The following is a 25,945-nucleotide window of genomic DNA, read 5'->3' on the forward strand; positions in this document are numbered from 1 at the left end:
CGGTGGTGGGTGCTCGGTGGCGCTTCTTCGGTCTCGGGTGTCCGGTGGCGGTCGGTCAGAACGAGAGGACGTCCTCCAGCAGTTCGCCCAGCCGGTCGGCCGGCTCCACCAGCGGTTCCAGGCGGGCCAGTTCGGCGCCGGCCAGGGCGCGGTTCCGGTCCCGGATGGAGGCCCAGGACGGCTCGTCCTCCCACCAGCTGCTGAACCGGTCCCACAGGGTGTCGCGCTGGTCGGCGTGCCGGGCGGAGGCCATCAGCCGGTCGATCGAGGCGGACAGCTCCATGGCCCGGCCGATGATGCCGAACCGGAGCGTCCACAGCACCGGCAGCGCCACGCCCTCCGGCTCCGGCCCGCAGACCAGCGGGATGAACGCCCCCTGGATGTGCCGGGTCTCCTGGACGGCCTCGATCAGCGGCAGGAACGGGCCGACGAAGCGCTCCTCCGCGTCGGGGGCGCCGAGGTCGACCAGGTCGGTCTTGGTGAGCGCGATCACCAGCGGGGTCATGCTCTCCTCGCGGTCGGCGACGGCCTGGTGGACGCGGACGACGAGCCGGCGGACGTCCTCGGCGGCCTCGGGGTCGGTGTCCAGGCGCAGGGCGTCGACGAAGAGCACGATGCCGTCCGCCGCGACCAGGTCGTCGTGCAGCCGGGCGGCCTGCGGGCTGGAGCGGCGGTGCTCGGTGAGCGCGCCGCCGCGGTGGTCGGTCCAGCGGAACGGGAAGATCTCGTCGCCGTCGTGGCAGAGCACGAACTCGTAGCAGTGGGGCCGGTCGCTGGCCCGGGGGTAGCGGCCGCGCAGGATGGCGCGGGCGTCGGCGAGCAGCGAGCGGTGGGCGTCACGGTCGGCGGTGCGCAGGGTCATGCCCTCCACGCCGTCGCACATGGCGGCGTACATCAGGGAGAGGTAGCTGGTCTTCCCGGCCGCGCTGTGGCCGAGCATCACGATGTCCATGCGGTTCCCTCGCGGGTCCTCGGGCGGGCGGTCCGTTTCCGGGCAGGGTGGGGCGCGGTGCGGCGGTGCGGTGTCGTGGACGGTGAACGCGGTGCGGGTGGTGAACGGCGTGCGGGCCGGCGGGCTCAGAACCAGAGCTCGGGATCGACCTCGTCCGGGTAGTGGGCCACGGACCAGCGGACGGAGCCGGCCGCCGTCCGCGTGCCCTCGTCGCCGGTGTCGTCAGCGGAGTCGGAGTCGGATTCGGTGCCGGCCGGGGCCGGCGGGTCGGTGAGCGCGCCGAGGGCCACGGCGGCCTTCGGGTCGGCGGCCAGATCGGGCGACCGGCCCAGCCACGCGGCGACCAGGTCCGCCACCGGTGGCGTCTGGCTGGCCGCCCCGCAGAGCACGACGGCCCCCAGCTCGTCCGGGGTCAGACCGGCCCGGGCGACAGTCCGCTCCAGCAGCCCGACCGAGGCGGTGAGCGCGGGGGCGACGGCCTGCCGGTACTCCCCGCCCTGGACCACGAACCGGTCCGGGTAGCCCGGCACCGCGAGGTACACCGTGCCGGTCTTCGACAGGGACTCCTTGGCCAGGGTCAACTCGCGCGCCAGCTGGGAGCGTTGATGGGCGGCGGCGGGCGCCGGGTCGGACCAGAGCCGCTGCCACGGCTCCGGGTCGAGGTCCAGCGCCCGGTCACGGAGCAGTTCGAACAGGGCCTGGTCGAGGTCACGGCCGCCGAAGTCCGGGTCCCCGGCCACCGCGACGGCCCGGAAGCCGTCCGCCTCCCGGCGGAGCACGGCGATGTCCACGGTGCCGCCGCCGAGGTCGTAGACGGCGATCGGCCCGTCACCGCCGCCCGCCCGGAGGTCCGCCGCGTGGAAGCGGGCGGCGGCCACCGGTTCGGGCAGCAGCTCCGGCGCGTCCAGCCCGGCCCGGCGGGCCGCCTCGACCAGCCGCTCCAGATCGTCCCGCGTCCAGTCGGCGGGATGGGTGAGCACGGTGCGCGCCGGCGCCGTCCCGCCCTGCCGGGTCCGCGCCTCGTCCGCCGCGCGGGCGAGGACGGCGGCGGCCAGGTCGACGGTGGCCACCTCGCGGTCGTCCAGCAGGACGGCCGGCTGCCGCAGCAGCGCCCGCTTCGGATGCTGCTCGGCGCGTTCCGGCCACTGGGCGGCGAGTTGGACGGCGGCCCGGCCGGTGAGCAGCCCGCCGCCGTCGTCCAGGCAGACCAGGGACGGCAGGTAGCGGCTGTTCTCGATCTCCACCGCCGCCACCGCCGCCACCGGGCCGGACGCCGCGCCCGCCTGCTCGACGCGCACGGCCGCGGTGGTGAAGCAGGTACCGAAGTCGATCGCCAACGACCAGTCAGACACGGTTCCTCACAGGTGAGTTGCGGCGGCACACGGCGCACGGGAGGAGTCGGGGAAGGATCTCCGGCACCCCCGCGCAGGATGGTAGGGCCCCGGGGGCAACTGTGGAGGAAATCGGTACATCTTGTAACAATGGCATGGCCATTGCCGGTCGATCGCGCCCCGGACGTCACCCCGGGTGGCACCCCGCCCCCCGGTCCGGGGTGCCACGACCAGTCTCGGCGCGCCGTTCGACCGAAACACCGTCAGGTGACCGAATCCGCCCAGGCCCCTGTCCACACCTCACCAGGGAGCACCCGCGGCGCCCGGGTCACGGGGCGCCGAGGCAGCGATGTGCCAATCACCGAATCTTTCGGCCAACCGTGCGAGAGGTCTGTGCATGGTCACGTCACGCCCCTACAGTGGACCGCACCCCTCGACCAGGGGCCTCTCCCACAGGTCCGTCCACAGGTCCGTCCACCGGTCGGTCCACCCGTCCGTCCGCCGGCACCCGGAACGTTCAGCGCAGCCCTGTTCCCAGCATCGAGCCGGAAGGGCCGGGCCCGTGACGCAGGCGTTCCAGTCCCCCGGCTTCGCCGCGCTGGCGGGCGACCGCGCGGTCGAGACGCGGCTCGTCGAGGACCGCTGGCAGGCGGTGGCCTGGGACCTGCGGACCGGGCGGCGCCGGGTGGTCACCGACCGGCCCGGGGGCGTGCACCTGAGCGAGATCGAGCCGGACGGCGAGGCCGTCTGGTGGTTCGACGCGGACAGCGCCGAGGAGGGTCGGTGGCGGCGCGAGCCGTTCGCCGGCGGCCCGGGCGGCGAGGCGCTGCACGGCGTGCCGCACGGGCGGGCGTACGGCGTCGCCTTCGACCGGACGGGCGCGCTCGCGGCGGTGGCCGTCGGCGTCGGCGGCGCCTCGCACTGCTACGTCGGCCCCCCGGCGGGCGAGGCCCGGCTGATCGGCTCGGCGCCGGGGTACCTGAGCCTGGCCGACCTGTCGCCGGACGGCCGGCTGCTCGCCCTCGGCGGCCGCCCGGACGGGGACGACGCCGTGCTGCTGTGGCCGACGGACCCCCGGGCGGACGGTCCGCCGCGGCTCGCCGGGGACCGCCGGCGCAGGCTCTGGCCGATCGAGTTCAACCCGCTCGCGGTGGCGGATCCGGAACTGCTGCTGGTGGTCGAGGAGGACGAGCGGTACACCGTCGCGACCTGGCGGGCCGGCACGGGCCTGCGCCGGCACCCGGGGCTGTCGTTCGACGCGCAGATCTCGGCCGGCTGGTACCGGGGGCCGCGCGAGGTGCTGATCCAGCACGAGCGGGCCGGGCGGAGCCGGCTGCTCCTCGCCGACCTCGACCCGCCGGAGGCGGCGACGCCGGCCCGGCAGCCGACGTCCGCCCGGGAGATCGGCACACCCGGCGGCACCATCCACGACCTGTCCTGCGCCCCGGACGGCACCCTGCACTGCGTCTGGAGCCGGGAGTCGACACCGCCGCGCCCGCTGGTACTGCGCCCCGGCGGCACCGAGGCGGCCGAGCACCCCGGTCCGGACCGGGACGGCACCGCCCGCAGCCGGCGCTGGACGCCCCGGCCGTACGGGCGGATCCACAGCTTCGTCAGCACCCCGGCCGGCCCGGGCCCCTGGCCGACCCTCTTCCTGGTGCACGGCGGCCCCGCCACCCACGACCGGGACTCCTACGACCCCCGCGTCAACGCCCTGGTGGGCCGTGGCTACGCGGTCGTGCGCACCAACTACCGGGGCTCCACCGGCTACGGCGCCCGCTGGCAGCACGAGTACGGCCACCGGGTCGGGCTGGCCCAGATCGAGGACCTGGCCGCCGTCCGCGCCGAACTGGTCGCCGACGGCACGGCGCTCGCCGGGCGCACCGGCCTCTGCGGCTTCTCCTGGGGCGGCTACCTGGCTCTGCTCGCGATCGGCGCGCAGCCGGAGCTGTGGACGCTCGGCATGGCCGCCCAGCCGATCGCCGACTACCCCGCCGCCTACCGCACCACCACCCCCGCACTGCGCGAGCTCGACCGGCAGCTCTTCGGCGGCACCCCGGAGGAGGTGCCCGAGCGCTACCGCGCGGCCGACCCTCGCGCGTACGTGCACCAGGTCCGCGCGCCCGTCCTGCTGGTCGCCTCGCGGACCGACGAGCGGTGCCCGCCCGACCAGGTGGCCCGCTACGCCGCGGACCTGCGGCGGCTGGCGGTGCCGCACGAGCTGCTCTGGGTGGACGGCGGCCACTACAGCCGCCGGACCGCCGACCACCGATCGGTGCTGGCCGCGATGGTCCGGTTCGCCGGGCACGCGTGGCCGGCACCGCTCCCCCGAGCCCCCCGGGGTGACCGCCCCGGGGTACCCGCCGAGCTGGTGGAAGGAGGTGAACAGCCATGAAGCGACGCAGCATCCAGAACGACCCGATCAGCACCCCGGAGCGTGACCGGGGCGCCGTGGTGGTCCAGAACTTCGCACTCGACCTCACCAAGGCCGCGCCGGTCGCGCCTGCCCTCAAGGGGCAGCCGAAGCCGAAGCCGGAGGCGAAGATCGTCAAGTGATCCACCGTCGCTCCGGGGCGTCCGCGGAAGCCGGCGCCCCGGAGCGACATCCCGCCGACACCTCACCGACCGCCCGCGAACGACAGAAACGGCCATCATGCGTATCGTCCTGCTGCACATGCCCTGGGGCGCGATCGACGTGCCGTCGCTGGCGCTCGGGATCCTGCACACCGCCGCCGAGCGCGCCGGCCACCGGGCCGACGTGCGGTACGCCAACCTGGACTTCGTGGACTGGGCGGCCGAGACCGCGGGCTTCGGCGTGGACGACTACCAGTACTTCTCGGAGAAGTCCTACTTCCAGGGCGCGGGCGACTGGGCGTTCGCCGGCGCGCTCTACGGCGACGAGGACGAGTCCGCCGCCGGCGGCGACACCGGCTCCGCGAGCTACTTCGAGTACCTCGCCGCCAACGGCGCGAGCGAGCAGGAGATCGCACTGACCCGGGCCACCCGCGCGCTCGCCCCCGCGTTCATCGCCCGGCTGGTCGACGAACTCGCCGCCGACCCGCCGGACCTGGTCGGCTTCACCACCACCTTCCAGCAGAACACCGCGAGCCTGGCCGCCGCGCGGCTGCTCAAGGAGCGCTGCCCGCAGGTGCGCACGGTGTTCGGCGGCGCGAACTGCGACGGCCCGCAGGGCGCCGCGCTGCACCGCAACTTCCCCTTCCTGGACTACGTGGTGCGCGGCGAGGGCGAGGCCGCCTTCCCGGCGCTCCTGGACGGCGGCGACCTCTCCGCGGTCCCCGGGCTGTGCTGGCGCGACGGCTCCGGGACGTCGAGGGCCAACGCGATGGCCGAGCGCCCGCTGCCGCCCGCCGCGATCCTGGCGCCCCGCTACGACGGCTTCTTCGAGCGGCTCGACGCCTCCGTCGCCGCCGGCTGGGTCGACCCCAAGCTGGTCCTCGAAGGCTCCCGGGGCTGCTGGTGGGGCGAGAAGCACCACTGCACCTTCTGCGGGCTCAACGGCTCCTCGATGGAGTTCCGCTCCAAGCCGCCGGCGGACTTCCTCGCCGAGGTGCTCACCCTCGCCGAGCGCCACCAGCTGCTGGACGTCTACGTGGTCGACAACATCCTGGACATGGGCTACTTCGACACCGTCCTGAAGTCGCTCGCCGAACTCCCGGTCGACCTGCGGCTGCACTTCGAGATCAAGGCCAACCTGCGCCGCCACCAGTTCCAGCTGCTCGGCGACTCCGGCGCGGCCCAGGTGCAGCCCGGCATCGAGAACCTGAGCACCCGGGTGCTGCGGATCATGGACAAGGGGGTGACCGGCTGCCAGAACGTCCGCGCGCTGCGCGACGCCCAGAGCGCCGGGGTCTCGGTGACCTGGAACTACCTCTACGGCTTCCCGGGCGAGCAGCCGGACGACTACGAGTCGGTGATCCGCCAGCTGCCCGTACTGCACCACCTGGACCCGCCGACCGGGGCGGGACGGATCGCCATCGAGCGGTTCAGCCCGTACTTCGACCGCCCCGAGCTGGGCTTCGCGATCACCCGGCCGGCCTTCCAGTACCGGGCGACCTACCGCCTCCCGGAGAGCGAACTCAACGAACTGGCCTATGTGTTCACCGCGCCGCCGCGCGGCATCGGCGGCGACCTCGCGGAGCGGCTGGGCGAGGCCGTGGACACCTGGCTCGCCCGGTTCCCCGACAGCCGGCTCAGCTACCGGGACGCGGACGGGCGGGTCGTGCTCGTCAACACCCGGCCCGGGTACGACTGGCGGGTGACCGAGCTGACCGACCCGGTGGAGCTCGCCGTCTTCCGGCTGCTGGCCCAGCCGCGCTCGGCCGCCGCGCTGGCCGCCCGGGTCCCCGGCGGCGCGGCGGCGGTCGAGCCGGTGCTGGAGCGCTTCACCGCGCTGGGCCTGCTGTTCCACGACGGCGACAGCTACCTGCAGGTCGCCGTCGAGTCCGACAACCAGGTGCTGATGCGGATGCAGCACCGGCACGGCCCGGTCACCGCCGTCCGTCCCCACGCTCATACCCACTCCGGCTCCGGCTCCGGTTCCGGCTCCGGCTCCGGCTCCGAGGAGGCGCGCGATGCCGTCGCGATCGGCTGAGCGGACCGACGCCGCCGCCTGGCGCGCGGCCGCCCCGGAGGTCGAGCTCTGGCTCGACTACGACCCCGCCGCACGGGAGTTGCCGGGTTTCGCGCTCGGCCGCCGCACCCTGCCCGGCCCGGCGGAGGCCGAGGTCACCGACCTGCACCGCGCCGGGGTCCGCTGCCTGCGGCTGACCGAGCCGGTGCGGCTCTGCGCGGACGCGCCGCCCGCCTCCGCGCGGGCGCTGATGCTGCTGCGCGAGGCGACCGGCCAGGGGCTGGCCGTGCTCTGGCAGGCGGTCTGCACGGACGGCTGCGCGGCGGGGCGCCGGTTCCACCACCTGTACCCGCCCGAGCAGGTGACCGGCGCGCCGCCGGAGGTCGTCGCCGACTGGCGCGCCACCTACTTCCCGAGCAAGTGCGTCTACCGGCGCGGCCCCGGCTTCGTCGAGGTGCGCGACCGCCGGTTCGGGACGCTGGAGCTGTTCACCATCGACGAGCCCGGCCACCTGGCGCAGCTGGACGCACTGGCCGAGGGCGTCGAGGCCGGCCTGCTGCCGGAGGCGGTCCACCGGGACTTCGCCGAGGCCGGCCTGATCGCCGAACAGGCGGGCCGCGCCTGGTTCCTGCCCATGCGGGTGCGCCGCTGGCCCTTCCCGTCGCTGACCGTCTAGCCGCACCGGCCCCCGTTCTTCGCCCGAGCCCGAGCCCGAGCCCCAGTCCGAGGAGAGCCCATGACCACCGCGGTCGACGACGCCGCCTCGCGGATGTCCGCCTTCATCCGCGACCCCTACCCCACGCTCGCCCGGATCCGCGAAGCCGGCGCGGTCTCCGTCGTGGAGTTCGGCGAGGGCCTGCCGGTCTACCTGGTGACCCGCTACGAGGACGTCCGGGCCGCGCTGATGGACCCGAGGTTCGGGCAGGACGTCCGCCGCAGCCAGGCCATCGCGACCGGACGGGGCTCCGCCCTGACGCTCGGCTCGGAGGTCGTCCACATGCTCAACAGCGACCCGCCGGACCACACCCGGCTGCGCCGCCAGATCCAGGGCGTCTTCACCCGCCGCCGGGTCGACCGGATGCGGCCGCTGGTCGAGCGCATCGCCGGCGGCCTGCTCGACGAGCTGCGCGAGCGGGAGGCCGCCGACCTGGTCACGGACTTCGCCTTCCCGCTGCCCATCATGATCATCTGCGAGCTGCTGGGCTTCCCGCCGCAGGACATGCGGGCCTTCCGCACCTGGTCGACGGCGATCCTCACCCAGGGCGGTGATATGACCTTCCAGCAGGCCACCGCCGAACTGAACGACTACCTGCGGGAGTTGATGACGGCCCGGCGGGCGTCGCCGCGCACCGACATCCTCACCGACCTGGTGCAGGCCTGCGACACCGGCGAGCTCACCGAGCAGGAGGTGTTCTCGATGGTCTTCCTGCTGCTGATCGGCGGCCACGAGACCACCGTCAACCTGCTCGGCACCGCCACCCTGGCCCTGCTCCACCACCCCGACCAACTCGCCTGGCTGCGCGCCAACCCGGCGGCGATGCCGGTCGCGATCGACGAGTTCCTGCGCTACGAGTCCCCGGTGAGCATGGCCACGCTGCGGTTCACCAACGCCGACGTGATGGTCGACGACGTGGAGATCCCGGCCGACGAGCTGGTGCTGCTCTCGCTCGGCGCGGCCAACCGGGACCCGGCCCGCTTCACCGACCCCGACCGGCTGATCCTGGACCGGGGCGATCTCGGCCACCTGGCCTTCGGGCAGGGTCTGCACCGCTGCCTCGGCTCCTTCCTCGGCAAGCTGGAGAGCGAGGTCGCGCTGACCGGTCTGCTGGAGCGCTTCACCCGGATCGAACTGGCCGCGGACGAGGACACCCTGCCCTGGCGCAACACGATCATGCTGCGCGGCCTGGAGTCGCTGCCGGTGTCGCTCCATGGCTAGCGCCACGGCGGGGCTGCTGCGGTTCCGCCCCAGGATCGGCGTCGCACCGCTGCGCTCACGCGGCTACCGGCTGCTGGTGATCGGGCAGGCCACCTCGGAGTTCGGCAACGCCTTCCAGGTGGTCGCCCTGCCGCTGCTGGTCTACTCGCTCGGCGGAGGCGCCCGCCAACTGAGTCTGGTGGTCGCCGCCTACGGCGCGGGGCGCCTGGCCGCCACGCCGCTCGGCGGAATACTCGCCGACCGGTTCGGTGCCTGGCGGGTGATGATGACCGCCGACCTCGGCCGCCTGCTCGCCACCGCGGGCCTGTGCGCGGTGGCCGCGGGCGGGGCGGCGAACTTCTGGCTGATCGGCGGCCTCGCGCTGGTGGTCGGCGTCGGGGCCGGGATCTTCCTGCCGGCCGCCTGGGCGATCACCCCGACCCTGCTGCCCGCCGAGGACCTGCACGCGGGCAACGCCCTCAACAGCACGGTCACCTTCGCCGCCGGCCTGCTCGGCCCGGCGGCCGCCGGCCCGCTGGTCGCCTGGCTCGACCCGGCCGCCGCATTCGGCCTGGACGCGGCGACCTTCGCCGTGTCGGCGGCCACCCTGCTGCTGATCGGTCGCGGCGCCCTCGTCGCCCCGCCCCGCCCCATCTCCGAACGCGCCGCCGTCCCCCGCGACTTCCGCACCCTGCTGCGGGAATCCCCCCTGCTGCGCGCGGTTCTGACCGTCACCGTGATCGCCAACCTCACCGTCGGCGGCGCCACCCGCGTCGCCCTACCCACCCTCGCCACCGACGGCTTCACCACCGGCGCCGTCCGCCTCGGCCTCCTCCTGGCCGCCTTCACCGGCGGCGCCCTCGTCGGCGGCCTCTTCGCGGCGGGCCTCACCGACCTGCGCTCCCGCGGCCGCACGGCGATGCTCTCCGGCCTGGTCATGGGCGCCGCCATCGGCCTGGTCCCGTTCGCGGGCCTCATCGGCGCCGTCCTGCTGCTCTTCGTAGCCGGCGCCGCCAGCACGGTGACCAACGTCCTGGTCGTCACCGGCATCCAGAAGAACACCCCACCCGCCCTCCTGGCCCGAGTCATGGCCGCCATCACCTTCTGCGCCCTGGGCGTCTTCCCCCTCTCCGTCATCGCCGCCGGCGCGGCCGTGGACGCCTTCGGCAGCCGCACCGTCTTCGCCACCACCGGCCTCTGCCTGCTGACCGCCTTCGGGTACGCCCTGACGAGACAGGAGATCCGCGACCTGTGAGCGCCCCGCGCATGTCGTGGCGCGGGCGGGCCCGGGGGCCGTCCCCGCGTGCGCGGGGGCAGGTTGGTGAGCTGCGGGACTATGCGGCGGTCGGGCCGGATTCTGCGACCAGTCGGACGTCGGGCACCTCGGACCTTCGGGGCACTTCCCCGTAAGACCGAGAGAACTCTGTCCAGGTTCCAACGGACAGGCACGACCGGCGGCTGAACCCGGCTAACGTGGTCTCCGCGATGTCGCCGGGCACAGGGGGTGCCGTGAGCGGATATGTGAATCCGCCGACCGAGCAGCGGATGACGGTGGGGGTGACCGGTCGGCGGGCTACCGGGTGGACGTTCGGGACCGGCTGCGCCGCCGTGTTGGCCGCGACGTGGTCGCTGGGCACCGTGCTGGTCGTCCCGTGGCACCCGGGGCCGCGGTGGGAGGTGCTCACCGCACTCGCCGTCACCGTCTCGCTCGGACTCCTCTGGCTGCTCGCCTCCCGGCTCGCCCCCGAGGCCGAACGCACCGGGCCCCTACCACCCCAGCCCCCGCCGTCACCCGCCGCGCTGCGCGAGGTCACGGTGCGGGCGGCCAGGCGCAGCAAGTGGTCGGTGCTGGCGGGTTGGGCGATGGTGCTGCCGGCCTTGTGGGTCGCCCCCGTCGTCTTCCTCACCGCGCACCAGCCGCTCGAACGTGAACTGATCGACCGCCACGCGGCGCTCGTCGCAGCCGGTGCCCGGTGGACCGACTGCACGGTGGCCCTCTCCGCCTACGAGGCCGCAGGCCGCCCTCGTCCACACGGCAGCGGCCTCGCCGTGCACCCGGCCGGACACCCGGAGATGTCCCTCGCGCTCGCCGACGAGCGCGGGAAACTGGACCGGTTCGCCGCCGGGGACACCCTCCGGGTCCTGCTCGACATCGAGCGCCCGGGGCTCGGCACCTTCCCGGAGCCGTACCTGCCGCTGGTCCACCCGGGCAGGCCTGTCGCGCACACAGGCTTCCCGATCGTCACCGGTGTCATGGTGCTGATCTGGCTGTGCGTGCTGATCAGGGTCCACGGACGCCGCGCCCTGCTTCCGACCAAGTGGCTGGAGGCCACGGACCGTCACACCGCACATCCCGCCGACGCCCCACAGCCGACCGGCTGGAGACGGGTCAGCGTCCACGGCACCGTCCTCTCCTGGAGCTTCCGGACGAGCAGCGACGAGGACAGCGGGACCACGTGGCGGTCCGGCATCCGGCTCGATCCCGAGCCCGCTGACGCCTCTCCCGGTCCGGGCCCGGTCGCCTTCCAGGAGTACGCCGACCGCTTCGCGGACGCGGATGCCGCCGGGCCGATGGCCGTCCGGCTGGCCGGTGCCACCGGGTGGCTGGGCCGGCAGGCCGGGGACCGACGCGGCACCCTCGCCGTCCTGGTGCTCGACGACGGCGAGACCCGCTGGGGCTCGGAACACGTCATGGCCGAGGCCTCCGACGACCCTGCCACCGATCCACCCACCGACACACCCGTGGCCGCCGACCGCCGCCTCCACCTACCCCCGCCGGTACAGGTCTTCGATCCGGGTCAGCGCTTCGTCCTCAGCGGTCTGGTCCTGTGGCCGATGTTCGTGATCTGGCTGAACACCGTGAACGCCCACCGCCGCTTCGACGGGGTGGGCGTGTTCGCGGCCGAGGTGGTCGCCGCCGCCGTGTTCACCGCTGCGGTATTCGGCGTCCGAACGCTGAGGGAGCGCCGCCGGCTCCGCCGACAGACCTCGACAGACGCCTGACCGGCGCGCCGCCCGCGCCCGGCCGACTACCCGCGCGGGCGCGGACCGGGCGCGCCGGGCGCACGGCCAGGCGTCTGTCATCGGCCACCCGGCCGTGGACCGGAACCGGGCGGGTGACGGACCGGTTGCACTCGCGTGAGCCACCTCCGCCGCGCCGTTCGCGGGACCGCACATCTCGTCACCCGCCTCTGCTCCGCGATCGAGCGCCTCGACGCCCGCGCCGACGCCGCCCTGCGGTCCCGGCTTCGCCCACTCGTCACCCGCCTGGCCGCCCTGCTGTCACGGATGGCCGCCGCCAACTGCAGCGACGCCCTCACCCGCCACCTGCCCTGCCGCACCCCCCGCGACCGCACCCGGGACGCCTCTGCGCCCACCGACCCCTCACCGCTGGATGACTGACGCACCGACGGGTCACAGGAAGTCCTCCCCGGCCGGCGGATCCCCGTCAGCCCAGGTTCGACCTCCGGCCGGGTCCCCGCGTGCGCGGGGAGCAGAGTTCGTGAGCTGCGGGTTTATGGGGGTGGGGCGGGATTCTGCAACCTGTCGGGATTCCGGCATGCCGGGCCTTCGGGGTGCCTCACGATGGGCGTGGGACGAGCCTGTCCACGGTGGGCTTGCGCGGCGCAGGAAGTCGGTGTGGCCGACTTCCTGCGGCGCGCTGCCGGGTGGACGGGCTTGAAGCCCACCCGCCGTTCGGCCCCCGCCGTTCGTCAGACAAGCGCCGGCAGCACCCGGCGGACCTCCTCCTCGTCCAGGCCCTCGACGGCCACGGCCCCCGTCACCCGCAGGGTGAGGTGCCCGAACCGCGGCGCGAGGGCGGCCAGCAGCTCCGCTCCGCCCTCCTCGGGTATCACCAGGTCCCGGACCGTCAGCGTCTCCAGCCGCGGCAGCAGCGGGGACTCCGCGAGGGCCGCCAGCACGTCGGACGTCGGCGCGTCGAACTCCACCCGGCCGAGGTCGAGTTCCTTCAGGTCCGGGTACCACTGCGGCGAGGTCGTCCAGCTGGTCCACCGAGCACGCGACCCCGAAGACGTCGCTAGCCGGCGAGCGCGGACGCGGCCCGCTCGGCGGAGTGGTGGTAGTCGGTGAGCCGAAGATCGAGCGCGCGCAGCCGGCTGCTCACCGGGTGCGCGAGGACGGCGGCGATCAGGACGCCCTCCCACTGCTCAGGGTCGTCCACGTCCACCGGACCGCCGTCCTGGCGCTCCGTCAGCGGCTGCACCGTCAGCAGCCGTTCCACCAGCGCCCGACGCCGCGGCCCGTCGCCGGGCGCCAACCGGAAGCTCGCCTCGTCGAGGACGCCGCCGGACCAGCTGAACCGCCACGAGCCGTCCGCCCGCAGTCCCCGCAGCAACTCCATCGGATCGGGCAACGGTCCCCCTCCTCCAGCCGTGTCGTCAACGGCACTGTAGGGGCCACCACTGACAGCGGCCCGCCGGTCCCCGCCTCATCCGGCCGACGGGGAGCCGATTCCGGGCATCCGCACCGGACGCCTTGAAGCCGGCGCCCGGGCGTGAACATGCTGGAGCCGACAGGTTCCCAGCCGTTCGCCGGGCGAACGGCGATCCGCAGGACCGGGCGAGTGGCGATGATCGAGAGCACGTTCAGTACCCAGGACCTGCCCCGGGCGGACCGGTGGCCGAGCTGGTACGACTTCGGCATCCGGTCCCATCTGCCGACGCTGATCCGCACCGAGCACCAGGACGACTTCCAGGGCACGATGCGCGTCCTGGACCTCGGCCCCGTCCAGGTCTCCTCGCTCACCTACAGCCCGCTGCACGTGGTCCGGACCCCCAGGCTGATCCGGCAGTCCGACCCCGGGGTGCTCCAGTTCGCGGTGCACCGGCAGGGGCTGATCGGAGTCGCCCAGCACGGCCGTGAGACCGTGCTCGCCCCGCGGGGCCAGGCCTTCTGGGACACCTCGCGACCGTTCACGGCCTGGGCCGACGCCGACCGGGGCGGGGTCGCCGGCTGCACGATCCTCCAGGTCCAGCGGGAGCTGCTCCCGTTCCGCTCGCAGGACCTCGCCCCCCTCGTCGCCGTCGGGCTGCCGCAGCACGGCGGATTCGGTGCCCTGCTCTCCCGTCACCTCGCGGAGCTCGCCGGCAACGCGGCCCAATACACGACCGCCGACGCCGTCCGGCTGGCGACCATCACGGCCGACCTGTTCGCCGCCCTGTGCGCCCACGAGCTGGAGGCTCTCGACGCGCTGCCGCCGGAGACGCACCGGCAGGCGCTGCAGGCCCAGATCCACGAGTTCATCCGGCAGCGGCTCGGTGACCCCGCCCTCTCCCCCGGCGCCATCGCCGCGGCCCACCGGATCTCCACCCGCCGGCTCTACAAGATCTTCCAGGACCAGGGGCTCACCGTCGCCGACTGGATCCGCCGGTGCCGGCTGGAACGCTGCCGGCACGACCTGGCCGACCCCCGCCTGCACCGCCGCCCGGTGCACGCCATCGCGGCCCGGTGGGGCTTCACCGACGCCGCCAACTTCAGCCGCGCCTTCCGCGCCGCGTACGGTCTCCCGCCGGGCGAGTACCGGAGCCTCCACCACCTCGGCGAGCGGCGGGAGCGGGAACAGGAGCAGGAGCGGAAGCCGGAGCGGGAATCGACAAGTACCGTGCAGGCGCTGACAACGACGCCCTGACACTCCCCCGCCAGCATGGACACCAGGACCTGCGGCCCCGGCCGGCAGGCTCCGACGGCCCACCACCGGAACGGGGAGAACCCATGCGCACACGCGTCACCATCACCGGACTCGCCCTGGGCACCGTGCTCCTGGGCGGCGGCCTCGCCGCGCCCGCCGCCCAGGCGGCGACCACGCGGACCGAGGCGGTCACCTGCAAGACCCTCAGCGCGAGCGTCACCAACTCCGCCGGCTCCCGGGGCGGCCACGTCCAGGGGACCTTCTGCATCGCCGCCTCGTCCGCCTACCTGAACGACGCGTACAACAACTTCGTCCAGGACGACGCGGCCGACGGCGTGGCGGCGCGCGCGTACGTGACCGCCTCCGGAATCACCAACGGCCCGCTCGCGACGGACAGCACCTCCACGGCGGGCGGAACCTCGCTCGGCCCGTGGGAGTCCACCGACCCCGGTGTCACCTCGGTCAGGCTCTGGGTCTGCCTCGGCACCGCCTTCCCCGGCTCGAGCGGCGCTCGCTGCGGCTCCGCCGTCATGTCCGGCTGATCCCCGGGGTCAGCGCGGCGCGCCTCCGGCCCGCCACGGCGTGCCGGAGCGGGGCGCGGACGGGGCGGGCCCGTACGGTCGGCGCATGTCCTTCGGCCTGCTCGCGGCGCTGGCCGCCGCCCTGCTCACCGGGTCCGCCACCGTGCTCCAGGCGGTCGGCGCCCGTCGTGCCGCGGCCGGACGGCGGCCCGGCGGGGCGGCCGCGCTGGCGGGGGCGTTCCGGCAGTGGCCGTTCCTCACGGGGGTGGGAATGGACATGCTCGGGTTCGGTGCCGAGCTCCTGGCGCTGGACCGGCTTCCGCTCTACGAGGTGGAGGCGGTGCTCGCCTCCGCGCTCGCCGTGACCGCCGTCGGCGCGGCCCGGGTGCTGAACGTGCGGCTGCGGCGCAGCGAGTGGGCCGGGGTGGCGGCGGTGTGCGTGGGGCTCTGCGTGCTCGCCGTCAGCGCCGGGCGCGACGGGCCCGGCCATGGCACCCCGGCACTGCGGCTCGGTGTGCTGCTGGCCGCGGTGCTGCTGATCGGGGCCGGCTGGGCGGCGGTGCGGTTCGGCGGGAGCCGGCGGGCGCCGCTGCTGGGGCTGGTGGCCGGTCTGCAGTTCGGCGTGGTCGGCGTCGCCGTGCGAGTCCTGCCGGATCCCCGGCTGCCGGACCTGCTGACCGAGCCGGCCGCCTACGCGATCGCGTTCGCCGGACTGGGCGGGTTCGCCGCGCTGACGTGGGCGATGCAGAACGGGTCGGTGACGGCGGCGACGGCGGCCATGGTGCTCGGCGAGACGCTGGGCCCGGCCGTCGTCGGCGTGCTGCTGCTCGGCGACCGCACCCGCCACGACCTCGAACCGCTCGCCGTCGCGGGCTTCGCGGCGGCGGTGTTCGGGGCGCTCACGCTGGCCCGGTTCGGGGACGCCGAACAGCCCGCCACCGCCGGGGCGGCGCCCTGACCGCCTCCGGCGGCGGGGCCACACCGGTCACGGGGAGGTTCCGGTCCGGGCGGCGGCGGTTGCCCCGCCGGGCGGCCGGGTAACCCCGGGGCGGGACGGAGGCGGGAGCATGGCGCTCTACTGCGAACTCTGCGGCAGCCGCACGGACGGTGCCGAACGGCTCGGCGTGTACTGCCCGGGCGAGTACTGCGGCACCGATCTGCGGGCCGGCCCGGACGCGGGCGTACGGGCCTGGTGCGAGCCGCCGCGCCGGTTCGGGACCGCCGGCGGCACGGTCACCCTCGACCTGCTCGTCCACAACGAGGGACCGCGCCCGACCGGATTCCGGATCGAGCCCGTCGAACCCGTCGAGGGGAGGCTGGACTTCGACCGGCGGGCCGTCGAGGAGCCGCTGCCCGCCGGGGCGAGCCGCCGGATCGAGCTGCGCTACACGGTGCCGCCGGACCTCACCGGGCCGGGCCCGGACATCGCCTCCCGCTTCGGCGTCCCCGGGTCCGGCGCGGCGGGGCGGGTGCACGGCGCGCCGCACGCCCGGGCCGGGGTGGCCCTTCGGGTGGCCGCGGTCGCGGCCCGGCAGGGCGCGGCCTGCGCGGCGTTCGCGGTGGACGTGCCCGAGCGGCCCGACGGCGTCGAGGACGGGCGCGCGTGGGACGGGAAGGGGAACGGCGAGGGTCCCGGCGACGGGCCGCCGTCCTCGGCGCGGCCGCAGCCGGCGGACCGCCGGACCGGCGGCTGCGGGCCCCTCGCGCTCGCCCTGCTGGTGGCACTCGTCGCCGCCGTCCTGGTCCTGGGCGCGCACCCGGGAGCCGCTTAGCTCGTCGTCCGACCTCGCGCCCGCTCGCGGGACACCGCTGCCGGAGTGCATCGGATAACCGGTTCCGCCGGGAGCGGGATCATGGAATGCTGCTCGCCATGGCCAACTCGTACGCTCAACCGGTCCTGAGGACGCCGGACCTCGCGGAGGCATGGCGGACTGCCGCGCGCCTGCTGGAGGTCGCCGACACCAGCGAACTCGAAGTCGACTTCGACGCACGAGTGCGCTCCGCGGAGGACCTGGAGCCGCTGATGAGTCTCCTCCCCCATGCCGACTGGTGGGCCGACGGCCCCGGCCCCGGTTCGTCCGCCAGGGGCGACTCGCCGATGGAGCACCTCCCGGTCCGGTTGAGCAGCTGGGGCATGGGTCCGGACATGGCGGGTCCGCTCCTGGCGGCAGTCGGCGCAAGCCCTGCGGCGATCCGGTGGGACTTCTCCGGCTGGCCCGAGGCTCCCGACATCGGCCTCGGCACCGGTGGAACCAGGGGTGCCTATGTGACGGTCTGCGTGAACGCCAGGGACCTCGATCTGACCGAGCCCGCGACCGACCACACGGTGTTCGTGCACGTGAAGCAGGTCGAGGCCGAACGTGCCCCGTGGCTGGCCGCTCAGGTCGGTCTGCGCGTGATCGGCGAGCTGGTGATGGCTCCGCTGTGATCCAGGCCCGGGCGTCCCGCATTGACGTGACGTCAGGTCATACGGAACCCCGACTGCGGCATGTCGGTGGGAGGTGCTTGCATACGGGGGCACGTCTGACGATCGGCAGGTGAGCGCGGGGACTCCGGCACCCGCGGCCGGGCGCCGGGACCGCCGGGGTGTCGTAGGGCACGTGTCCCGGGTGCGGCCGCCGGAGCGACGGTCCGCACCCGGGGCGCGGGCGCCGGCCGGCCTGGCCTGGCCTGGTCAGCGGCGGTTGCGGCCCGTCAGGAAGGCGATCCCCCAGGCCGCCAGCGCGGCGACCGCCAGACCCAGCACGGAGATCCACTGGGTTCCGTCCCAGGCACCCCACCACGCCTTGGCCGGGGTGAAGGGCTCGTGCTCCAGCATGAACTGGAGGCCGTCGGCCCCGCTCTCGCGGAGGATCACGAACGGCACCGCGTCGGCGTAGCCGAAGAAGGCGCCGAGCGCGGCCACGACGGCGCCGGCGATCCACGCCCCCGGGCTGCGGCGGCCGACCAGGCCCACCAGCAGGCCCACCACCGCCCCGTTGACGAAGGCGTGCGCCAGGTAGAGCGTGTGCACGGTGTCCCTGGACGGGTGGTCCCCGAACATGAACACCAGGATCGCGCTGTAGATCGCCGCCACCACGACCGAGGCGACGAGGCCGAGGAAGAAGGCGCCGACCGGGCTGCCGGTGCGCGGCGGCGCGTAGGGCGCGGGGTTGACCGGATACGGCTGGCCCGGATACGGCTGCCCCGGGTACGGCTGGCCGGGGAACGGCGGCGGGGCGCCGTAGGCCGGCGGCTGCTGGGGCACGGGCGGCTGCTGCTGGTACGGGTTGGGCTCGCCGTACGGGTACTGCGGCGGCTGGCTCAAGAAATCCCCCGGGTGAAGACGTCGCGGATCGGTCGGATCGGCGAGCCAACCTACCAACGCGGGGACGGGCGGGTCAGCAGCGCCGACACCTGGATCCATACGATCAACGGATCGTCAGGGGATCGCGGAGGACCAGGCGGCACCGGACGCTAGGCTGCGGTCCGCGAGTGATCACCGACCGAGGGGGGCGGGATGCTGACGTACCAGGACCTGACCGGGCCGGAGCAGCGGATCTGGGACGCCTGCGCCACGGGCGCGCCGGTCGACCTGCGCGGCGGCGGGCCCGGCGGGGACGACCCGGCCGGCGGGGCGGCCTGGGGCGAGGGGCGCACGGTGCGCGCCGAGGCGATCGCGACCGCGCTGCTCGGCGGCGACGGACCGGTCGGCCCGGTCCGCGTGCTCCACCTGATCGGCGCCCGCGTCACCGGGCGCCTCGATCTGCGCGGGCTGACGGCGGCCGGTGAACTGCGGCTCGAAGGCTGCCACTTCGAGGAGCAGGTGGTGCTGCGCGACGCGACGCTGAGGTCCACCAGCCTGAGCGGCTGCCGCATCCCCGGGCTCGACGGCTGGCTGCTGAAGGTCGACGGCAACCTCTTCTTCGAGAACTCGCTCCTCGACGGCCGGCTCACCCTCACCCGCGCGCACATCACCGGCGAACTGCGGCTGAGCGGAGCCCGGCTCACCGCCACCGAGCTGCTCGACGGCGACGAGCCGGCCACCGGCGTCTGGGCGCTCTGGGCCGGCGGCCTGGTGATGGACGGCGGCTGCTTCGCCCGGAAGGGGTTCCACGCCCGCGGCGGCCTGCGGCTGGTCGGCGCCCGGTTCAACGGCGGGCTGTTCATGGAACGGGCCCGGATCGACAGCCCCGGCGGCGACGCTCTCACCGGCGACGACCTCAGCGCCTCCACCCTCGTCCTCGCCGACGGCTTCACGGCCACCGGCTCGGTCCGCCTCCCCGGAGCGGCGATCCGCAGCCGCCTCTCGCTCGACACCGCCGTCCTGGACGGCCGCGGTGCGGTGGCCCTGGACGGCCGGCGGCTGACCGCCGGCGACCTCCAGCTCACCCCCGCCGCCACCCCGAACGGCACGGTCGACCTCCAGGACGCGCAGACCGCCGTCCTGCACGACAACGCCCACAGCTGGCCCGCCGACACCCGCCTCGACGGCTTCGGCTACGCCTCCCTCCAGAGCTCCGCCACCGCCGCCGAACCCGTCGCCCACCGCCTGGCCTGGCTGGCCGCGCTGCCCGGCTACTCCCCCCAGCCCTACGAACAACTCGCCGCCTGGTACCGGAAGATCGGCCATGACGACGACGCCCGCCGGGTGCTCCTGGAGAAGCAGCGCCGGCGCCGGCGCACCCTCGGCCTGCCCGGCCGGCTCTGGGGCCGGCTGCTGGACGCCACCGTCGGGTACGGCTACCGCCCCTGGCAGGCCGTGCTCTGGCTCGGCGGCCTCGCCCTGCTCGGCACCCTGGTCTTCCGCCACGGCGCGCCCCAGCAGGTCAAACCCGGCGAGGGCATCCCGTTCAACCCCCTCGTCTACACCCTCGACCTGCTGATCCCGATCGGCGGGCTCGGTCAGCGCGGCGCGTGGTACTGGACCGGGGCACAGCAGTGGTTCGGCTACTCGCTGACCGCGCTCGGCTGGCTGCTCACCACGGCGGTCCTGGCCGGCATCAGCCGCACCCTGAACCGGGCCTGAAGACCCGTCGCCGGCTGCGGCCGCCCCGGTCCGTAAATGGCTTGCGGGCGGCCGGTGCCCGGTCTACGGTGCTGCGCATGGGAACTCTGTGACAGTCGCCGCGCGGGCGCGTTGAGCCCGGCTCCGCCCCCGCGCCGCCGCCATCCGTGCTTCCGGTCCGCCCCGCGACCCAACGCCGCCTGTCCCGCGGTGTGACGCGGCTGCCCCGACGTGCGCGGATCTGTCCGCAATCCCGTTCCGATCGGCCGGCTCGGCCGAGACCAGGGGACATCCGTATGACCACCCCATCACGCAGCACCTCAGCACGCACCACCACGCCACGCACCACCACGCCACGCACCACCTCCCAGCTCACCCTCCACAACGTCACCCGCCGCTACGACGACCGCGTCGTCCTGGACGGCGTGTCCTTCAGCCTCAGGCCGGGCGAGCGGGCCGGCGTCATCGGCGACAACGGCGCCGGGAAGTCGACCCTGCTGCGCCTGCTCGCCGGGCAGGACCGGCCGGACAACGGCGAGCTGACCGTGGCCGCCCCCGGCGGCATCGGCCACCTCGCGCAGTCGCTCGACCTCCCGCCCGGCGCCACCGTCCAGGACGCGGTGGACCTCGCCCTCGCGGACCTCCGCGCCCTGGAGGCACGGATCCGCGGCACGGAGGCCGGGCTGGCCGCCCTGACGGGTCCGGAGCTCGCCGCCGGGCTCGACGCGTACGCCGGGCTCGTCACCCGGTACGAGGCGCGCGGCGGCTACCGGGCCGACGCCCGGGTGGACGTCGCCCTGCACGGGCTCGGCCTGCCGGGGCTGGAGCGGAACCGTCCGCTGGGCACGCTCTCCGGCGGCGAGCGCTCCCGGCTGGCGCTGGCCGCGACCCTGGCGGCCGGCCCGGAGCTGCTGCTCCTCGACGAGCCGACCAACGACCTGGACGACCGGGCCGTGGCCTGGCTGGAGACGCACCTGAGGGCGCACCGGGGCACCGTGCTCGCGGTCACCCACGACCGGGTCTTCCTGGAGCGCGTCGCCACCACCGTGCTGGAGGTCGGCGAGGGCCGGGTGACCCGCCACGGCGACGGCTACGACGGCTACCTCGCCGCCAAGGCCGCCGAACGGCGCCGCCGGCTCCAGGAGTACGAGGAGTGGCGGGCGGAGCTGGAGCGCAACCGCCGGCTGGCCGAGACGAACGTGGTGCGGCTGGGGGCGATCCCGCGCAAGCTGCCGTTCGCGGTGTTCGGGCACGGCGGCTTCCGGTCGCGCGGCCGCGGACACGGCGCGATGGGCCGGATCCGCAACGCCAAGGAGCGGGTGGCCCGGCTGACGGGCGATCCGGTGGCGCCGCCGGCCGATCCGCTGGTGTTCACCGCCCGCCTGTCCACCGCCGTCGAAGCGTCCACGACCGCCGACGCGACCACCGCCGACGCGACCACCGCCGGCGCGCCCACCGCCACCGGCCGCACGGCGCCACCGGCGGCCGACCTCGCCGGTGTCCGCGTCGGACGGCGCCTCGCCCTGCCGGAGCTGCGCCTCGGCGGCGACGAGCGCCTGCTCGTCACCGGCCCCAACGGGGCGGGCAAGACGACGCTGATGCGCGTCCTGGCCGGCGAGCTGACGCCCGACGAGGGAACCGTCCGCACCCGGGGCCGGATCGGGTACCTCCGCCAGGAGGAGTCCCCGTGGCCGTCCGGTCTGACCCTGCCGCAGGCCTTCGCCCACGGGCGCGGGGGCGACCCGGAGGAGCACGCCGACCACCTGCTGTCGCTCGGCCTGTTCCGCCCGGCCGACCTGCGGCTGAGGGTGGGCGAGCTGTCCTACGGCCAGCGGCGCCGGCTCGAACTGGCCCGGCTGGTCGCCGAGCCGGTCGACCTGCTGCTGCTCGACGAGCCCACCAACCACCTCTCCCCCGCCCTCGTGGAGGAGGTGGAGGCGGCCCTCGCGGACTTCCGGGGCGCGGTCGTGGTCGTCAGCCACGACCGCCGGCTGCGCGGCCGCTTCACCGGACGGCGCCTGGAGCTGGCGGCGGGCCGCGTCGTCCGGCGGCCGGAGGCGGCCGCCTGAGGAACGGCCGCGGCCCGGCGGGTCCGTCCCCGCCGGGCCGCGGCCGCAGCCGTCGCGGAGAAAGGGCGCGTCAGCCGTTGGCCGGACCGGCGAGCACTCCGTTGACCAGGGTGCGCGCCTCCTCCTGGACCCGGGCCAGGTGCTCGGGGCCGTGGAAGGACTCGGCGTAGATCTTGTAGACGTCCTCGGTGCCGGACGGGCGGGCGGCGAACCAGGCGTTCTCGGTGCACACCTTGATGCCGCCGATGGCCGCGCCGTTGCCCGGGGCCTCGGTGAGCACGGCGGTGACCGGCTCGCCGGCGAGATCGCCGGCCGTGACCTGCTCGGCCGACAGGCGCGACAGCAGCGCCTTCTGCTCGCGGTCCGCCGGGGCGTCCACCCGGGCGTAGGCGGGTGCGCCGAAGCGGTCGGTGAGGTCGCGGTAGTACTCGCTGGGGGTGCGGCCGGTCACGGCGGTGATCTCGGCGGCGAGCAGGGCCAGCAGGATGCCGTCCTTGTCGGTGGTCCACACCCCGCCGTCGCGGCGCAGGAACGACGCGCCGGCCGACTCCTCGCCGCCGAAGGCGATCGAGCCCTCCAGCAGGCCGTCGACGAACCACTTGAAGCCGACCGGCACCTCGACCAGCTCGCGCTTGAGGTCGGCGGCGACCCGGTCGAGCATCGAGGAGGAGACCAGCGTCTTGCCGACCGCCGCGTCGGCGGGCCACTCGGCGCGGTGGCGGTAGAGGTAGTCGACGGCGACCGCGAGGTAGTGGTTGGGGTTCATCAGGCCGCCGTCCGGGGTGACGATGCCGTGCCGGTCGGCGTCGGCGTCGTTGCCGGTGGCGATGGCGTACTCGTCGCGGCGGGCGATCAGCGAGGCCATCGCGGCGGGCGAGGAGCAGTCCATCCGGATCTTGCCGTCCCAGTCCAGCGTCATGAAGCGCCAGGTCGGGTCGGTGACCGGGTTGACCACGGTCAGGTCGAGGCGGTGGGTCTCGGCGATCCGGCCCCAGTAGGCGACGGAGGCGCCGCCCAGCGGGTCGGCGCCGATCCGCAGGCCGGCCGCGCGCACCGCGTCCAGGTCCAGGACGGAGACCAGGTCCTCGGTGTAGGTGGTCAGGTAGTCGTACCGGCCGGTGGTGGCCGCGGCCAGGGCGCGCGCGTACGGGACCCGCTTGACGCCGCGCAGGCCCTCGCGGATCAGGGCGTTGGCGCGGTCCTGGATCCAGCCGGTGGCCTCCGAGCCGGCCGGGCCGCCGCTCGGCGGGTTGTACTTGAAGCCGCCGTCGCGGGGCGGGTTGTGCGACGGGGTGACGACGATGCCGTCCGCCAGTGACTGCGGGCTGCGCCGGTTGTGGGTCAGGATCGCGTGCGAGACGGCCGGGGTCGGGGTGTAGCCGTCGGCGCTGTCCAGCAGGACGGTCACGCCGTTGGCCGCCAGCACCTCGACGGCGGTGGCCCGGGCGGGCTCGGACAGCGCGTGGGTGTCGGCGCCGAGGAACAGCGGACCGGTGATGCCCTGGGCGGCGCGGTACTCGCAGATCGCCTGGGTGGTGGCGGCGATGTGGTCCTCGTTGAACGCGGCGTCCAGCGAGGAGCCGCGGTGGCCCGAGGTGCCGAACGCCACCCGCTGGCCCGGCTCCTCCGGGTCCGGGTGCAGCGTGTAGTACGCCGTCACCAGCCGCGCCACGTCCACCAGGTCGCCCGGCTGCGCCGGCTGCCCGGCCCGTGCGTGTGCCATCGTCTACTCCCACTGGATTTCTCGCCGTGCGCCGGCCCGCGGCCCGACGCGTCCTTGCCCCGTGCTCACCGATCGTAGCCAGTGCACGACCGGTCGCCGAACCGGGGCGGGCGAACGCGCGGCCGAGCCCGTCCGGGGCTTGTCCGGTACCCGTGCGGCAGCCGTGCGGTGCCCGCGCGGTACCGGAGCGATGCCGGCCGGGCCGGTGCGATGCTGCGGGGGGCCGGACGCACGCCGCCCCGGGCCGTGGCACGGCCCGGGGCGGTCTCCGAGGTGGGCGAGGATGGATTCGAACCATCACAGCCGAAGCGGGGGCTTTACAGGCCCTTGGGCTCTCCCAGGCCCAGCTCGCCCTCGGTGTTCTTGCTTGATCCCGACACCTCCACCCTCTCCCGATCACCACCTCCGGACAACCGGATTTCCGGCCACCGCGCCCGCCCGACGGCGCCCGGCCGGCCCGACGTCGGCGCTGGTCAGCGCCTCGGACCGGGGCCCCGGGGCTGTCCGGATCTTGTCCCCGGCCACCCCAGTGGTGTAGACCGCTCACCACCCCGAGGCGGCGGTGACCCGGACGGACCGTCACCGAAGTGTTCAGGTCGGGCCTATTGCGCGTGTACGTGCCGCCTGCGATACAACACTGCTCATATGACGATTGATCGGAGATTTCTGTAATGAGCAACTCAGCGCTGCCCCGCCGCAGTGTGATCGTCGGCGCGGCGGCCACCGTCATCGGGTGGAACACCGTCGGCCGCTCCTGGGCCGTGGAGGCTCCCGCCGGAACGGGCGACGCCACCGCCGGAGCCACCGGTGACGCCGGCGCCGACGCCTCGCTCGCCGCGCTGCCCCGGCTGGACGGGAGCCTGGTGGCCGACGCCGAGACGCTGGCCCGGTTCGGCGGGGACTTCGGGCACCTGGTGACGGCCGCGCCGCGCGCCGTCCTGCACCCGGGCTCGGTGCGCGACATCGCCACCCTGGTCGCCTTCGCCCGCCGCCACCGCATCCCGGTCGCGATGAACGGCCAGAGCGGCACCGGCGGCCCGGCCCAGCTGGAGTCGCACTCCAGCTACGGCCAGGCCGCCGTCCGCGGCGGCGTGGCGATCGACTCCCGCGGCCTGAACCGGATCGTCCGGATCGCCCACGGCCGCGCCGTCGTCGAGGCGGGCGTCACCTGGGCGCAGCTGACCGACGCCGCGCTCGCCCAGGGCTGGATGCCGCCCAGCCTGACCGACTACCTCCACCTGTCGGTCGGCGGCACGCTGAGCGTCGGCGGCATCGGCGGCGGCGTGCAGCGGCACGGCTTCCAGGTGGACACCGTCGAGTCGGTGGACGTGGTCACCGGCACCGGCGAGCTGGTGACCGCCTCGGCGAGCGCCAACCGCGAGCTGTTCGAGGCCGTGCTCGGCGGCGGCGGGCAGGCCGGCCTCATCGTCCGGGCCACCGTGCGCCTGGAGCGGGCCCGCGAGCGGGCGCTGGTGGCCGGCCTGTACTACGACGACCTGGCCGACTACCTCGCGGACCACAAGAAGCTGATGCTGGAACGGCGCTTCGACCTGCACGTCGGCGACGTCTCGCGCAACGCCGCCGGCACCGGCTGGAAGTACAAGGTGGAGGGCGTCGTCCTCTACGACGGCACTGCCGCCCCGGACCGCGCGACGCTGGTACGCGGCCTGCGCTGCCTGCCCGCCGAGACGACGTTCCTGGACCAGACGGCGCGCGAGTACGCGTTCCGGGTGGACGCCTTCGCCGGGTACCTGCAGTCGGCCGGGCTCTGGTCGCAGCCCAAGCCGTGGATGAGCCTGTTCCTGCCGGCCTCGACCACCGAGGCGTTCATGCGCGAGGCCACCGCGCTGCTGACGCCGGAGGACCTGGGCGCCGGCCTGCTGCTCTTCTACCCGTTCCGCACCGACGTGATCACCCGCCCGATGACCGTGATGCCGAAGGAGCCGGTCGGTTTCCACTTCGACCTGCTCTCCTTCCCGTTCCCGGGCGCCGACCACGCCGCCGCGCTGCGCCGCAACCGCCGGCTGTACGACCTGGCGGTGGCGATGGGCGGCAAGCGGTACCTGATCGGCGCGATCCCGGACGTGACGCGCGAGGAGTGGCGCCGCCACTACGGCGCCCAGTGGGGGCGCGCGGTGGCCGCCAAGCACCGCTTCGACCCGGCCGGGATCCTCACCCCGGGCCAGGGCATCCACTCCTGACCCCC

General features: G+C 74.8%; 22 protein-coding genes and 1 tRNA gene. 16 read left to right on the plus strand and 7 right to left on the minus strand.

Features of this window, described 5'->3' with window-relative positions:
• Positions 1–55 precede the first annotated feature (55 nt).
• Both ABTX81_RS28350 and ABTX81_RS28355 read right to left on the minus strand, forming a co-directional pair.
• On the minus strand, positions 56–952 hold the full coding sequence (locus tag ABTX81_RS28350; RefSeq protein WP_350551122.1) for a TRAFAC clade GTPase domain-containing protein: 897 nt from the start codon (positions 950–952) through the stop codon (positions 56–58).
• Positions 953–1,077: 125 nt separating this feature from the next.
• On the minus strand, positions 1,078–2,304 hold the full coding sequence (locus tag ABTX81_RS28355; RefSeq protein WP_350551125.1) for an Hsp70 family protein: 1,227 nt from the start codon (positions 2,302–2,304) through the stop codon (positions 1,078–1,080).
• A gap of 541 nt (positions 2,305–2,845) precedes the next feature.
• Here ABTX81_RS28355 and ABTX81_RS28360 point away from each other — a divergent pair.
• The 8 genes from ABTX81_RS28360 (at position 2,846) to ABTX81_RS28395 (ending at position 12,191) form a co-directional block, all read left to right on the plus strand.
• Entirely contained in the window at positions 2,846–4,678 is a 1,833-nt protein-coding gene (locus ABTX81_RS28360) for an alpha/beta hydrolase family protein (protein WP_350551128.1), read from the plus strand.
• Positions 4,675–4,839 carry a hypothetical protein gene (locus ABTX81_RS28365; RefSeq protein WP_350551131.1) on the plus strand — a complete coding sequence of 55 codons (165 nt, stop codon included), beginning with the start codon at positions 4,675–4,677 and terminating at the stop codon, positions 4,837–4,839. Before ABTX81_RS28360 ends, ABTX81_RS28365 begins: the two co-directional genes overlap by 4 nt.
• 97 nt (positions 4,840–4,936) lie before the next feature.
• Entirely contained in the window at positions 4,937–6,895 is a 1,959-nt protein-coding gene (locus ABTX81_RS28370) for a RiPP maturation radical SAM C-methyltransferase (protein ID WP_350551134.1), read from the plus strand.
• The gene (locus ABTX81_RS28375; protein WP_350551137.1) at positions 6,876–7,550 is read left to right on the plus strand and encodes a DUF5825 family protein; all 675 of its coding nucleotides are present in this window, start codon (positions 6,876–6,878) and stop codon (positions 7,548–7,550) included. The genes ABTX81_RS28370 and ABTX81_RS28375 overlap by 20 nt, the downstream gene beginning before the upstream one ends.
• A gap of 60 nt (positions 7,551–7,610) precedes the next feature.
• Positions 7,611–8,810: a cytochrome P450 family protein gene (locus ABTX81_RS28380; protein ID WP_350551140.1), complete on the plus strand. Its 1,200-nt coding sequence runs from the start codon at positions 7,611–7,613 to the stop codon at positions 8,808–8,810.
• Positions 8,803–10,044: an MFS transporter gene (locus ABTX81_RS28385; RefSeq protein WP_350551143.1), complete on the plus strand. Its 1,242-nt coding sequence runs from the start codon at positions 8,803–8,805 to the stop codon at positions 10,042–10,044. Before ABTX81_RS28380 ends, ABTX81_RS28385 begins: the two co-directional genes overlap by 8 nt.
• Positions 10,045–10,298: 254 nt before the next feature.
• The gene (locus ABTX81_RS28390; RefSeq protein ID WP_350551146.1) at positions 10,299–11,792 is read left to right on the plus strand and encodes a hypothetical protein; all 1,494 of its coding nucleotides are present in this window, start codon (positions 10,299–10,301) and stop codon (positions 11,790–11,792) included.
• Positions 11,793–11,927: 135 nt separating this feature from the next.
• Entirely contained in the window at positions 11,928–12,191 is a 264-nt protein-coding gene (locus ABTX81_RS28395; RefSeq protein ID WP_350551149.1) for a hypothetical protein, read from the plus strand.
• A gap of 311 nt (positions 12,192–12,502) precedes the next feature.
• Here the strand turns inward: ABTX81_RS28395 and ABTX81_RS28400 are convergent, their stop codons facing one another.
• Entirely contained in the window at positions 12,503–12,739 is a 237-nt protein-coding gene (locus ABTX81_RS28400; protein ID WP_350551152.1) for a hypothetical protein, read from the minus strand.
• Between the two features lie 89 nt (positions 12,740–12,828).
• On the minus strand, positions 12,829–13,164 hold the full coding sequence (locus ABTX81_RS28405; RefSeq protein ID WP_350551155.1) for a hypothetical protein: 336 nt from the start codon (positions 13,162–13,164) through the stop codon (positions 12,829–12,831).
• A gap of 216 nt (positions 13,165–13,380) precedes the next feature.
• Between ABTX81_RS28405 and ABTX81_RS28410 the strand changes: the two genes are divergently transcribed.
• The 5 genes from ABTX81_RS28410 to ABTX81_RS28430 all read left to right on the plus strand — a co-directional run bounded on the left by ABTX81_RS28410 (position 13,381) and on the right by ABTX81_RS28430 (position 17,388).
• Positions 13,381–14,439, plus strand: coding sequence for a helix-turn-helix domain-containing protein (locus tag ABTX81_RS28410; protein WP_350551158.1), 1,059 nt, complete (start codon positions 13,381–13,383; stop codon positions 14,437–14,439).
• Positions 14,440–14,522: 83 nt separating this feature from the next.
• Positions 14,523–14,981 carry a hypothetical protein gene (locus ABTX81_RS28415; protein ID WP_350551161.1) on the plus strand — a complete coding sequence of 153 codons (459 nt, stop codon included), beginning with the start codon at positions 14,523–14,525 and terminating at the stop codon, positions 14,979–14,981.
• A gap of 85 nt (positions 14,982–15,066) precedes the next feature.
• Entirely contained in the window at positions 15,067–15,918 is an 852-nt protein-coding gene (locus ABTX81_RS28420) for a hypothetical protein (RefSeq protein ID WP_350551164.1), read from the plus strand.
• A 109-nt stretch (positions 15,919–16,027) separates the two neighbouring features.
• On the plus strand, positions 16,028–16,732 hold the full coding sequence (locus ABTX81_RS28425; protein ID WP_350551168.1) for a hypothetical protein: 705 nt from the start codon (positions 16,028–16,030) through the stop codon (positions 16,730–16,732).
• Positions 16,733–16,818: 86 nt separating this feature from the next.
• Positions 16,819–17,388 carry a hypothetical protein gene (locus ABTX81_RS28430; protein WP_350551171.1) on the plus strand — a complete coding sequence of 190 codons (570 nt, stop codon included), beginning with the start codon at positions 16,819–16,821 and terminating at the stop codon, positions 17,386–17,388.
• Positions 17,389–17,634: 246 nt separating this feature from the next.
• Here the strand turns inward: ABTX81_RS28430 and ABTX81_RS28435 are convergent, their stop codons facing one another.
• The gene (locus ABTX81_RS28435) at positions 17,635–18,267 is read right to left on the minus strand and encodes a hypothetical protein (protein WP_350551174.1); all 633 of its coding nucleotides are present in this window, start codon (positions 18,265–18,267) and stop codon (positions 17,635–17,637) included.
• 192 nt (positions 18,268–18,459) lie between these two features.
• On the opposite strand from ABTX81_RS28435, the gene ABTX81_RS28440 reads away from it, so the two are divergent.
• Together ABTX81_RS28440 and abc-f are read left to right on the plus strand one after the other, a co-directional pair.
• The gene (locus ABTX81_RS28440; RefSeq protein ID WP_350551177.1) at positions 18,460–19,968 is read left to right on the plus strand and encodes an oxidoreductase; all 1,509 of its coding nucleotides are present in this window, start codon (positions 18,460–18,462) and stop codon (positions 19,966–19,968) included.
• Between the two features lie 275 nt (positions 19,969–20,243).
• Positions 20,244–22,016, plus strand: coding sequence for a ribosomal protection-like ABC-F family protein (gene abc-f, locus ABTX81_RS28445; RefSeq protein WP_350551180.1), 1,773 nt, complete (start codon positions 20,244–20,246; stop codon positions 22,014–22,016).
• Positions 22,017–22,086: 70 nt separating this feature from the next.
• On the opposite strand, the gene pgm is transcribed toward abc-f, so the two are convergent.
• Both pgm and ABTX81_RS28455 read right to left on the minus strand, forming a co-directional pair.
• On the minus strand, positions 22,087–23,739 hold the full coding sequence (gene pgm / locus ABTX81_RS28450; protein ID WP_350551182.1) for a phosphoglucomutase (alpha-D-glucose-1,6-bisphosphate-dependent): 1,653 nt from the start codon (positions 23,737–23,739) through the stop codon (positions 22,087–22,089).
• 274 nt (positions 23,740–24,013) lie between these two features.
• Positions 24,014–24,093, minus strand: a tRNA-Tyr gene (locus ABTX81_RS28455).
• Between the two features lie 317 nt (positions 24,094–24,410).
• Between ABTX81_RS28455 and ABTX81_RS28460 the strand changes: the two genes are divergently transcribed.
• Complete coding sequence (locus tag ABTX81_RS28460; RefSeq protein WP_350551185.1) at positions 24,411–25,940, plus strand: FAD-binding protein; 1,530 nt, start codon at positions 24,411–24,413, stop codon at positions 25,938–25,940.
• Positions 25,941–25,945 lie beyond the last annotated feature (5 nt).

The sequence above is a fragment of the Kitasatospora sp. NPDC097605 genome (assembly GCF_040302725.1).
Taxonomy (GTDB): domain Bacteria; phylum Actinomycetota; class Actinomycetes; order Streptomycetales; family Streptomycetaceae; genus Kitasatospora.